General features: G+C 66.4%; 9 protein-coding genes. 6 read left to right on the plus strand and 3 right to left on the minus strand.

Annotated elements, in window-relative coordinates:
* Window positions 1-73 precede the first annotated feature (73 nt).
* The 4 genes from CFB40_RS25235 to CFB40_RS25250 all read left to right on the plus strand — a co-directional run bounded on the left by CFB40_RS25235 (window position 74) and on the right by CFB40_RS25250 (window position 5,873).
* A complete protein-coding gene (locus tag CFB40_RS25235) occupies window positions 74-691 on the plus strand; it encodes a TetR/AcrR family transcriptional regulator (RefSeq protein ID WP_089432706.1) in 618 nt (205 codons plus the stop codon).
* Between the two features lie 82 nt (window positions 692-773).
* Window positions 774-1,892, plus strand: a complete 1,119-nt coding sequence (locus tag CFB40_RS25240; protein WP_089432707.1) for an efflux RND transporter periplasmic adaptor subunit — start codon at window positions 774-776, stop codon at window positions 1,890-1,892.
* The gene (locus CFB40_RS25245; RefSeq protein ID WP_089432708.1) at window positions 1,889-5,029 is read left to right on the plus strand and encodes an efflux RND transporter permease subunit; all 3,141 of its coding nucleotides are present in this window, start codon (window positions 1,889-1,891) and stop codon (window positions 5,027-5,029) included. Before CFB40_RS25240 ends, CFB40_RS25245 begins: the two co-directional genes overlap by 4 nt.
* 37 nt (window positions 5,030-5,066) lie before the next feature.
* Window positions 5,067-5,873 (plus strand): oxidoreductase, encoded by an 807-nt coding sequence (locus CFB40_RS25250; protein ID WP_089433311.1) that lies wholly within the window; start codon window positions 5,067-5,069, stop codon window positions 5,871-5,873.
* Between the two features lie 287 nt (window positions 5,874-6,160).
* On the opposite strand, the gene CFB40_RS25255 is transcribed toward CFB40_RS25250, so the two are convergent.
* Window positions 6,161-7,135: an NAD(P)H-dependent flavin oxidoreductase gene (locus CFB40_RS25255; protein ID WP_089432709.1), complete on the minus strand. Its 975-nt coding sequence runs from the start codon at window positions 7,133-7,135 to the stop codon at window positions 6,161-6,163.
* 335 nt (window positions 7,136-7,470) lie between these two features.
* On the opposite strand from CFB40_RS25255, the gene CFB40_RS25260 reads away from it, so the two are divergent.
* Both CFB40_RS25260 and CFB40_RS25265 read left to right on the plus strand, forming a co-directional pair.
* Complete coding sequence (locus CFB40_RS25260; RefSeq protein WP_089432710.1) at window positions 7,471-8,466, plus strand: GlxA family transcriptional regulator; 996 nt, start codon at window positions 7,471-7,473, stop codon at window positions 8,464-8,466.
* A 214-nt stretch (window positions 8,467-8,680) separates the two neighbouring features.
* Window positions 8,681-9,136 (plus strand): VOC family protein, encoded by a 456-nt coding sequence (locus CFB40_RS25265; protein ID WP_089427460.1) that lies wholly within the window; start codon window positions 8,681-8,683, stop codon window positions 9,134-9,136.
* Between the two features lie 117 nt (window positions 9,137-9,253).
* On the opposite strand, the gene CFB40_RS25270 is transcribed toward CFB40_RS25265, so the two are convergent.
* Window positions 9,254-10,162, minus strand: a complete 909-nt coding sequence (locus CFB40_RS25270) for an ABC transporter ATP-binding protein (protein ID WP_089427459.1) — start codon at window positions 10,160-10,162, stop codon at window positions 9,254-9,256.
* Window positions 10,163-10,207: 45 nt separating this feature from the next.
* Window positions 10,208-11,182, minus strand: coding sequence for an ABC transporter permease (locus CFB40_RS25275; protein WP_089432711.1), 975 nt, complete (start codon window positions 11,180-11,182; stop codon window positions 10,208-10,210).
* Between the last annotated feature and the right edge of the window lie 53 nt (window positions 11,183-11,235).

The raw sequence follows: 11,235 nt of genomic DNA on the forward strand, positions 1-11,235 counted from the left end.
GTTTTAGCCAAGATCAGATGGTGACTATAATACCAAATAGTCACTCGTTGTCCATCCTTGCCAGCCGCAACCCATGAAAGAAAACACCGCTTCCCCGGCTCCCGCGCGCGGCCCGGCCGATCACGACGTGCGGGACCAGATCGTGGCGGCCGCCACCGAGCACTTCAGCCGGTACGGCTATGAAAAGACGACCGTGTCCGACCTCGCGAAGGCCATCGGTTTCTCGAAGGCCTATATCTACAAGTTCTTCGAGTCGAAACAGGCGATCGGCGAGATGATCTGTGCGAACTGCCTGCATGAAATCGAAACCGACGTGCGCACCGCCGTCGCCGAAGCGGAACGACCCACCGAAAAGCTGCGGCGCATGTTCAAGGTCTTTACCGAAGCGAGCCTGCGGCTGTTCTTCCGCGACCGCAAGCTGTACGACATCGCCGCGTCGGCCGCCACCGGCAACTGGCAGTCGGTGCAGGCCTATGAGGCGCGCGTGCAGCAACTGCTGCAGGAGGTGCTGCAGGCGGGCCGGCAAAGCGGCGAGTTCGAGCGCAAGACGCCGCTGGACGAAACCGCGACGGCGATCTACCTCGTGATGCGGCCATACCTGAATCCGCTGCTGCTGCAATACAACCTCGACACGACCGATGCCGCGCCCGCGCAGTTGTCGAGCCTGGTGCTCCGCAGCCTCGCCCCGTGAATCGATACCTATTGTGACCATTGACTCTTTTGGTCACTATATACACAATGAAAGCCCCGATCACTTCGTCTGTGGGTCTTTCATGGTTCGGCGTCGCTCCGCTCTCCTCGCAGTCGCTTCCGCACTGCCCCTCGCGCTAGCCGCCTGCAGCGGAAAAGCGCCTTCCGATCCGCGCACGGAGGCGCCGCTCGTGCGTACCGCCATCGTTCAGGCAGCCGCGCCCGCGTCCCGCTCGTTTACCGGCACCGTCGCCGCACGCGTGCAGAGCGATCTCGGGTTCCGGGTGTCCGGCAAGGTGCTGGAGCGGCTCGTCGATACCGGACAAACCGTCCGGCGCGGCCAGCCGCTGATGCGGATCGATCCCGTCGACCTGAAGCTCGCGGCACGCGCACGCGACGAAGCCGTGGCCGCGGCACGGGCACGCGCGCGGCAGACCGCCGAGGACGAAGCGCGCTACCGCGACCTGCGCGGCACCGGCGCGATATCGGCATCGGCCTATGACCAGGTCAAGGCAGCGGCCGATACCGCGAAAGCCCAGCTGAGCGCCGCCGAGGCCGATGCCGGCGTCGCACGCAATGCGACCGGCTATGCGCAACTCGTCGCGGACGGCGACGGCGTCGTGATGGACACGCTCGCGGAGCCCGGCCAGGTCGTGAGCGCCGGCCAGCCGGTCGTGCGGCTCGCGCACGCCGGCAACCGGGAAGCCGTGATCCAGTTGCCGGAAACCCTGCGCCCCGCGGTCGGCTCCGTGGCGCAGGCCGAGTTGTTCGGCAAGCCGGGCTTGCGTGTCCCCGCGACGCTGCGGCAGCTCTCCGATACCGCGGATGCGCGAACGCGCACGTTCGAAGCGCGCTACGTGCTGCAGGGCGCGCTGGCCGCTGCGCCGCTGGGCGCGACCGTCACGATCCGCCTACCGGACGACGCACGCGCGACGCCGCAAGCCGGCCTGCAGGTGCCGATCGGCGCGCTGCTGGACGGAGGCAAAGGGCCCGGCGTATGGGTCGTCGCAGGCGATCCGGCCAAGGTGGGATGGCGGCCGGTCACGGTCGAGCATGTGGATGACGACAGCGCACGCGTGTCGGGCGCACTCAAGCAAGGCGACCGGGTCGTCGCGCTCGGCGCGCAGTTGCTGCATGACGGCGATGCGGTCCGCGTGGCCGCGCAGGCCGCCACGCTCGCGAGCGAAGGAGCACGGCCGTGAGCGAGCGCCGCTTCAACCTGTCGGCGCTCGCGGTACGCGAGCGCGCGATCACGCTGTTCCTGATCTGCCTGATTTCGCTTGCGGGGCTCGTGTCGTTCTTCAAGCTGGGCCGCGCGGAAGACCCGGCCTTCACCGTCAAGGTGATGACCATCGTCACCGCATGGCCGGGCGCGACCGCGCAGGAAATGCACGACCAGGTGGCCGAAAAGATCGAAAAGCGCATGCAGGAGCTGCGCTGGTACGACCGCAGCGAAACCTACACGCGCCCCGGCCTCGCGTTCACGACGCTGACGTTGCTCGACAGCACGCCGCCGTCCGAGGTGCAGGAGCAGTTCTATCAGGCGCGCAAGAAGATCGGCGACGTGGCGAACGATCTGCCGGCCGGCGTGATCGGCCCGCTGGTCAACGACGAATACGCGGACGTCACGTTCGCGCTGTTCGCGCTGAAGGCCAAGGGCGAACCGCAGCGCCTGCTGGTGCGCGATGCGGAGACGCAGCGCCAGCGGCTGCTGCATGTGCCCGGCGTGAAGAAGGTCGACATCATCGGCGAACAGGCCGAGCGCATCTACGTGCAGCTGTCGCACGACCGGCTCGCGACGCTCGGCGTGAGCCCGCAGGACGTGTTCGCCGCCCTCAACGGCCAGAATGCGCTGACGCCGGCCGGCTCCGTCGAGACGCGCGGGCCGGAGATCTTCATTCGCGTGGAAGGCGCATTCGACAAGCTGCAGAAGATTCGCGACACGCCGATCGTCGCGCAGGGCCGCACGCTGAAACTGTCGGACATCGCGACCGTCGAGCGCGGCTACGAAGACCCGTCGACGTTCATGATCCGCAACAACGGCGAACCCGCGCTGCTGCTCGGCGTCGTGATGCGCGACGGCTGGAACGGGCTCGACCTCGGCCGCGCGCTGGACCGGGAAGTCGGCGCGATCAACGCCGCGCTGCCGCTCGGCATGAGCCTGACCAAGGTCACCGACCAGTCCGTAAACATCAGCTCGGCCGTCGACGAGTTCATGGTCAAGTTCTTCGCCGCGCTGCTCGTCGTGATGCTGGTGAGCTTCGTCAGCATGGGGTGGCGCGTGGGCCTCGTGGTCGCCGCGGCCGTGCCGCTGACGCTGGCCGTGGTGTTCGTCGTGATGGCCGCCACCGGCAAGAACTTCGACCGCATCACGCTCGGCTCGCTGATCCTCGCGCTCGGGCTGCTGGTCGACGACGCGATCATCGCGATCGAAATGATGGTCGTGAAGATGGAGGAAGGCTACGACCGCGTGGCCGCGTCGGCGTATGCGTGGAGCCATACGGCCGCGCCGATGCTGGCCGGCACGCTGGTCACCGCGGTCGGCTTCATGCCGAACGGCTTCGCGCGCTCCACCGCGGGCGAATACACCAGCAACATGTTCTGGATCGTCGGGATCGCGCTGATCGCCTCATGGGTCGTCGCCGTCGCGTTCACGCCGTACCTCGGCGTGAAGATGCTGCCGAACTTCAAGAAGTTCGAAGGCGGTCACGATGCGATCTACGACACGCCCCGCTACAACCGCTTCCGGCAACTGCTGACGCGCGTGATCGCCCGCAAATGGCTCGTCGCCGGGTCGGTCGTCGCCCTCTTCGTGCTCGCGATTCTCGGCATGGCGGTCGTCAAGAAGCAGTTTTTCCCGATCTCCGATCGCCCCGAGGTGCTGGTCGAGGTGCAGATGCCGTACGGCACGTCGATTTCGCAAACGAGCGCCGCCACGTCGAAGGTCGAGGCGTGGCTCGCGAAGCAGAAGGAAGCGAGGATCGTCACCGCGTACGTCGGCCAGGGCGCGCCGCGTTTTTATCTGGCGATGGGGCCGGAACTGCCCGATCCGTCGTTCGCGAAGATCGTGATCCGCACCGATAGCCAGGACGAGCGCGACGCGTTGAAGGCGCGCCTGCGGCGGGCCATCGCCGACGGCCTCGCGCCCGAAGCGCGCGTGCGCGTGACGCAGCTCGTGTTCGGCCCGTATTCGCCGTTCCCGGTGGCCTACCGGATCACGGGCCCCGATCCGGACACGCTGCGCGGCATCGCGACCGATGTCGAGCGCGTGATGAACGGCAGCCCGATGATGCGCACGGTCAATGCGGACTGGGGCACGCGCGCGCCGACGCTGCACTTCACGTTGCAGCAGGACCGCCTGCAGGCAGTCGGGTTGACGTCCAGCGCGGTCGCGCAGCAGCTGCAGTTCCTGCTGACCGGGGTGCCCGTCACCGCGGTGCGCGAGGATATCCGGACCGTACAGGTGATCGCACGCTCGGGCGGCGACGCGCGGCTCGACCCGGCACGGCTCGACGACTTCACGCTCGCCGGCGCGAACGGCCAGCGCATCCCGCTGTCGCAGGTCGGCAAGGTCGACGTGCGGATGGAAGAGCCGATCATGCGCTGGCGCGATCGCGTGCCGACGCTCACGGTGCGCGGCGACATCGCCGAAGGCTTGCAGCCGCCGGACGTGTCGGCTGCGATCACGCAGCAGCTTCAGCCGATCATCGCCGCGCTGCCGAGCGGCTATCGAATCGAGGAAGCCGGCTCCATCGAGGAATCCGGCAAGGCCACGAAGGCGATGCTGCCGCTGTTCCCGATCATGCTGGCGGTCACGCTCGTGATCATCATCTTCCAGGTGCGCTCGATCTCCGCGATGGTGATGGTGTTCATGACGAGCCCGCTCGGCCTGATCGGCGTGGTGCCCACGCTGATCCTGTTCCGGCAGCCGTTCGGCATCAATGCGCTGGTCGGCCTCATCGCGCTGTCGGGGATCCTGATGCGCAACACGCTGATCCTGATCGGCCAGATTCACCAGAACGAACAGGCGGGGCTGGATCCGTTCCACGCGGTTGTCGAAGCGACCGTGCAGCGGGCGCGCCCGGTGATTCTCACCGCGATGGCGGCCGTGCTCGCGTTCATTCCGCTCACGCATTCGGTGTTCTGGGGCACGCTCGCGTACACGCTGATCGGCGGCACGTTCGCCGGGACGATCCTCACGCTGATGTTCCTGCCGGCGATGTATGCGATCTGGTTCAGGATCCGGCCCGGTCAGTCCGCCGCCGCCCGCCACGACGGCCATGAACCGGCATCGCCGGGCGAGCCCGCACTTCAGCCCGCGCTCGACGCGCGCGATTGATTACGCCGATCCATTCACCGTATCGAAGGAAGCAGCCATGTCGAATTCCACCGTTGTCGTCGTGACCGGCGTGTCGTCGGGCATCGGGCGCGTTGCCGCGGAACGATTCGCCAAACGCGGGTGCCGCGTGTTCGGCACCGTGCGCAGCATTGCGCGAACGGCGCCCGTCGCCGGCGTCGAGTTGATCGAGATGGACGTGCGTGACGACGCGTCCGTTCGATCCGGATTCCAGACGATCATCGATCGCGCCGCGCGTATCGACGTGCTCGTGAACAATGCGGGCATGAGCCTGATCGGCGCGGTGGAGGAAACGTCGGTGGACGAGGCAGCGGCCCTGTTCGACACCAACGTATTCAGCCTCCTGCGTACAACCCATGCGGTGCTTCCGCACATGCGGGCCCGACGGCGCGGCCGGATCGTCAATGTCAGCTCGGTGCTCGGCTTCCTGCCGGCGCCTTATATGGGACTCTATTCGGCATCCAAGCATGCGGTGGAGGGTCTGACCGAATCGCTGGATCACGAACTGCGCCAGTTCGGCGTTCGCGCGACGCTGGTCGAACCGTCGTTTACACGGACCAGCCTGGACGTCAATGCGCCGCAGGCCGGCGCGCCGATCGCCGAGTACGACCGCGAGCGAACGCTTGCGTCGCGCGCCGTCGCCGACAGCGTGAAAGCCGCGCCGCACCCCGACGGGGTGGTCGCCACCATCGTCGACGCAGCGCTCGGCGCATGGCGAATGCGACACACGCCGGCCGGCGAGGCGTCGCTGTTGCGCAAGTTGCGGCGCTTCATGCCGGCCGGCCCCGTCGATTCGAGCCTGCGGAAAAAATTCCGGCTCACGTGACGCTGTCGGCGACGAAACGGTTCTGATGCGATCAGCGATATCGCCATGGTCAGGTTGTGATGCTTTGGATTCGCGGTATATCTGGGTGCAGCCGTCATCACCGTCTTGAGCGTCGCCACGCTCGCGACTCGCGCTCGGCCCACGGATCGAGTGCTCAGGTTGACTTTCGTCGACAGCCACACGCATCGGGGTTTTGCAACCAAAGACGGCCGTTCACCACTGAAGGTCGACCACGGCTGCAAATTCACGCTCGCCAAGCGGCTGCCGGAATTCGGGCAGCCTGCAGCTCAAACCGCGATATGTGCCAGCCGACTGCGGATGATCTCCGTCGCCTCGCTCACGATGCGATCGACGAGTTCCTTCACGGTCGGGATATCGCGAATCAAGCCGACGACCAGGCCGCACGACCAGGCGCCCGCGTCGAGTGCGCCCTCCTTCATGATGCGCGGATACACGCCGGCGACCTCTTCGACGATATCGTCGAACCGGATATCGGCGCCGAGCGTGCGTTCCTTTTCGAGGATGCGATCGACCGCGGCATTGCGCAGCACGCGTTCGGTATTGCGCAACGGACGCATGACCAGGCGCGTGTCCAGTTCGGTCGCCGCGACCAGCGCCTGCTTCACGTTCTCGTGCACCGGCGCCTCGCGGGTCGCGATGAAGCGCGTCCCCATGTTGATGCCGTCCGCGCCCAGCGAAAGTGCCGCCACCAGCGAGCGCCCGTCCGCCATGCCGCCGGAGGCCACGAACGGAATCCTGAGCTCGTCGGCAGCGCGCGGCAGCAGGATGAAGTTCGGAATGTCGTCCTCGCCCGGATGGCCACCGCATTCGAATCCATCGACGCTCACCGCATCGCAGCCAATGGCCTCGGCCTTGAGCGCATGGCGAACCGACGTGCACTTGTGGATCACCTTGACATGCGCGTCCTTGAGCGCGGGCAGGTAGGGCTGCGGGTTGTTGCCGGCCGTTTCGACGATCTTGACGCCGCCTTCGACGATCGCCCGGATATAGCCGGGATAGTCGGGGGACGTGACGGTCGGCAGGAAGGTGAGGTTCACGCCGAACGGCTTGTCGGTCATCTCGCGGCAGCGCCGGATTTCGGCAGCCAGATCCGCCGGCGACCGCTGGGTCAGGCCGGTAATGATGCCGAGGCCGCCGGCGTTGGAGACGGCCGCCGCCAGCTCCGCGTACCCGACGTGATGCATGCCGCCCTGGATGATCGGATAGTCGATGCCGAAGAGTTCGGTGATCCTGGTTTTCATGATGTTTTCGGTTCAGGTTGAGACGAAGGCGCCTTCGCATGCCGGGAACGCGCGGCGACCGCGACGCGCGCTGCCGTACGGCCGAATCGCCGGTGCGAAACCGATGGAAACCCACGCGGCCAGGCAACGGAGGCGCCCGAGCTTCCCGGGCGCCGGCCTCGTTCGCCTTCGCGCGGCCCGGACAGCATGCGATGCCGCCCCATTTGCACGGCCGCCCGCGTCGACGATCGGGTCGCCGCCCGACGCTGGCGCCAGCGGGCACCGACAGTTTCCTCGCAGTACGGATTGCCGTACATTGGCTAAACTGACACATTACATGCGATATCCGACACACCATGCCCCGCGCCGCCATCCTTGCGTACGACGATTGCTACGCGTCCAGCCTGGGCGGGTTCGCCGACATCCTTCAGATTGCGAACGCGCATGTGCGGCGACAGCGAGGCGACGGCAATGCACAGTTCGAGTGGCGGTTCGTCTCTCCGACCGGGGCGCCCGTCATGGCAAGCAACGGGCTACAGCTGAACACGGAGCCGATCCGGCCGCACGAGCAATTCGACGTGGTCTTCATTCCCAGTGCGCACTATGCGAGCGGCAAGGCGTTCGACCAGTTGCTGGCACGACAATCCGCCGCATGCGACTGGCTGGTTTCGCAATGGCACGCCGGCGCGTACCTGGCGGCAAACTGCACCGGCACGTTCGTGCTGGCCAACACCGGCCTTCTGGACGGACGGCCCGCGACGACCACGTGGTGGCTGGCAGACGCGTTTCGCAGCCGGTTTCCCCGGGTCGACCTTCAGCTGGAACCGGTCGTCACCGAAGCGGACCGGCTGATCTGTGCGGGCGCGTCAGCGTCTTACCTGCTGCAGACCATCCATGTCATCGAGCGTTTCTCCGGGGCGGTGATTGCCGCGCAGTGCGCCAAGACGATGCTGATCGACGTCAGCCAGACGAAGCAATTGCCGTATCTCCCGTTGCTGACGGAGAAGACGCATGGCGATTCGCTGGTTCACCGCGCGCAGCATTGGCTGCAGAAGCACATGACGAAGGACGTGAAGATGTCGGCGATGGCGCAGGACCTCGGCGTGAGCGAGCGCACGATCATCCGCCGCTTCAAGGCCACGCTGAATCAGTCTCCATTGCGGTATTTGCAGAGCCTGCGCATCGAAGCCGCGCGCGCTTTGCTGGAGACCGGCGATCTCAGCCTCGAGCGGATCACGGCCCAGGTGGGGTATAGCGACACGAGCTCGTTCTGCCGACTGTTCAAGGAGAAGGTCGGACTGAGCCCGGGAGCGTATCGGGATCGCTTTCGGCCTGCGGCGGAATCGCGATGACGACCGGCCGGTAGAGGGCGGAGACCGTCCGCCTGCCAGGCGTCGCCGCCGCATCACCGCCCTTCCCCCACTCGCGATTTTCGTCTGTAGAATCAGCGTGTTAGCCGTTCACCACACGACAAAATCCTCGGCCACCGCCCCAGTGGACTCAATCCCCGCCCCGCGAGGCCCGACAGGATCGGCCGACACCCACACCCCCGAACCGGAGGGCACCATGGCGATTCACGAAGTGTTTCCCTATTTGCGCGCCAGGCGTGCGGACGACGCCATCGCGTTCTATGCGAAAGCGTTCGGCGCGCAGGAGAAATTCCGTCTCGTCGAGCCGTCGGGACGCATCGGCCACGCGGAATTGCAGCTCGGGCCATGCACGCTGATGATCTCGGACGAGTTCCCCGAATACGATATCTTCGCGCTCGACCCGGACGGCAAGGCGCCGATGTCGCTTCACCTGCACGTCGACGACGCCGACGCGACGATCGCCGCCGCGATCGCGGCCGGCGCGCAGCTGACACGCGCGATCCAGGACCAGTTCTACGGCGAGCGTTCCGGCAAGATTCGCGACCCGTTCGGCTACGATTGGCTGATCGGGCATACGATCGAAGCGGTCGAACCCGATGAAATGCAGCGGCGTTATACGGCGCTGCTGTCCGGCGATCAGCCGAAAACCTGAACGGCGCACCGCGCGCCGGCCGTTCGGGCCGCGTATCGCCGTGGCGATGTCGCGACGGCGCTGGCGATCGCCCGCGCCTAGACGCGTGGCGAACCGTCCGCCCGTTTTCATCACGGCTTACTCGACGTTGTCCGACACATCCGTCATGCGGATCATGTGCGGCCTCACGCCGTCGTCGATGGCCACCGCCTCCTTCGGATGGATCAGCGCCTCGAGCCGCGCCTTCGTCGCGATGAACTCGGGCGTATTGACCTGCGCATAGTCGCGCGGCCGTGGCACGGGCACCTCGATCAGTTCCTGCACCGCCCCCGGGTTCGCCTTCAGCACGAGAATCCGGTCTGCCAGAAAGATCGCCTCGTCGAGATCGTGCGTGATGAACAGGATCGTCACGTCGATGTTGCGCCAGATGTCGAGCAGGTGCGTCTGCATCCGCGCCCGCGTCTGCGCGTCGAGCGCGCCGAACGGCTCGTCCATCAGCAGGATGCGCGGCCGGTTCGCGAGCGCGCGGGCAATCGCCACGCGCTGCTTCATCCCGCCCGACAACTGGTGCGGATAGACATCCGCGAAACGCGTCAGCCCGACCAGATCGAGCCACTGCAGCGCTTCGCGCTCGGCCTGGCCGCTGCTGCTGCCGTTCATCCGGAGTCCGAACATCACGTTCTTCTTCACGGTGAGCCACGGAAACAGCGTATAGCCCTGGAACACCATCCCGCGATCGGCGCCCGGCCCCTGCACGGGCTTGCCGTCGAGCAGCACCTCGCCGCTCGTCTGTGCGTCGAGCCCGGCCAGGATGCGGATCAGCGTCGACTTGCCGCAGCCGGACGGGCCGATCACGCACACGAATTCGCGCCGGTAGGTACGGAAACTGATGTCGTCAAGTGCGGTGCACTCGCCCTGCGGTGTCGCGAAACGCTTGCCGACATGACGCACGTCGAGTATCACGTCGCGGGTTTTCAGGCGCGCGAAGCGCTCGCGCACTGCGTCGGACTGCATCAGGTAATCGGGAACGGCTTGCGGGTTCTGCATGATGGTCTCCGCGGAAATCGGTCGATGGGTGGGCGTCAACGGGCGTCACGCGTTCAGCGTGCGATCCCACGGAAACAGCCGGCGGCCGAGCAGCCCGAGCACGATGTCGGTGCCGAGGCCGATGATCCCGATCATCAGGATCGCCGCATACACGTTGTCGAAATGCTGGTAGCGCGCCTGCTGGCTGATGTACCAGGTGATGCCCGAGCTCGTGCCGACGAGTTCGGCGACGATCAGGTAGGTCCACGCCCAGCCGAGCAGGATGCGCTGGTCGCGATACAGGTCCGGCAGCACGCCGGGAATCACGACGTGCGTGAGCAGCTTCAGCTTCTTCGTGCCGAGTGTCATCGCGGCCTCGAACAGCCCGTACTCGAGCTTGCGCGTCGTGTTCGCGATGATCAGCACCTGCTGGAACAGCGTCCCGATCACGATGATGGCGACCTTCGGCGCATCGTAGATGCCGAGGATCGCGACCATCAGCGCGCCGAACGCCGGTGCGGGCAGGTAGCGGAAGAACTCCAGGAACGGCTCCTGCAGCCGCGCGAGCACGCTGAAGGTGCCGCAGACGATGCCGAGCGGCACGCCGATCGCGGACGAGATCACGAAGCCCCAGAAGATGATCCGGATGCTGTGCCACAGGCTCTCGTGCAGCCACACGCCGTCGCGGGATGCCGGCGGGGTCGTGAACGCCGTGTAGAACGCGCGCAGCACCTGGTGCGGCGCGGGCAGGTACACCGGGTTCGCGCGCACGCCTTCGGGCACGGCCGCGTGGGTCGCTCGCGCGTGGGCGAGTTCGTCGTCGAACACGTCGCGATCGATCTGCATGCCGGTCTGGAAATAGTCGACGCCGCCCGGATTCGTGACGCGCATTTGCGGATGCCAGATGAACGGCACATAGCTGATCAGGCACCAGACGGCGAATGGCAGCAGGAAGGACGCCACGCCGAGCGTCCATTTTCCGCGGGTCGTCAGCTCGCGGCGCACGGCAAGCCATCCGGTCGTGTTGCGGGTCATTGGCATGAAAATCTCCGTATCGTTTCAGGTGCCGGTCGCGCGCATGCCGGAGCGCCGCG

Source organism: Burkholderia sp. AU31652 (genome assembly GCF_002223155.1).
In the GTDB taxonomy this organism is placed as follows: Bacteria; Pseudomonadota; Gammaproteobacteria; order Burkholderiales; family Burkholderiaceae; genus Burkholderia.

Excerpts from the sequence above, each read along its gene's own strand:
- CFB40_RS25260 (WP_089432710.1), top strand. The coding sequence starts at position 7,471 with ATGCCCCGCGCCGCCATCCTTGCGTACGACGATTGCTACGCGTCCAGC.
- CFB40_RS25270 (WP_089427459.1), bottom strand. The coding sequence starts at position 10,162 with ATGCAGAACCCGCAAGCCGTTCCCGATTACCTGATGCAGTCCGACGCA.
- CFB40_RS25265 (WP_089427460.1), top strand. The coding sequence starts at position 8,681 with ATGGCGATTCACGAAGTGTTTCCCTATTTGCGCGCCAGGCGTGCGGAC.
- CFB40_RS25255 (WP_089432709.1), bottom strand. The coding sequence starts at position 7,135 with ATGAAAACCAGGATCACCGAACTCTTCGGCATCGACTATCCGATCATC.
- CFB40_RS25235 (WP_089432706.1), top strand. The coding sequence starts at position 74 with ATGAAAGAAAACACCGCTTCCCCGGCTCCCGCGCGCGGCCCGGCCGAT.
- CFB40_RS25275 (WP_089432711.1), bottom strand. The coding sequence starts at position 11,182 with ATGCCAATGACCCGCAACACGACCGGATGGCTTGCCGTGCGCCGCGAG.
- CFB40_RS25250 (WP_089433311.1), top strand. The coding sequence starts at position 5,067 with ATGTCGAATTCCACCGTTGTCGTCGTGACCGGCGTGTCGTCGGGCATC.
- CFB40_RS25240 (WP_089432707.1), top strand. The coding sequence starts at position 774 with ATGGTTCGGCGTCGCTCCGCTCTCCTCGCAGTCGCTTCCGCACTGCCC.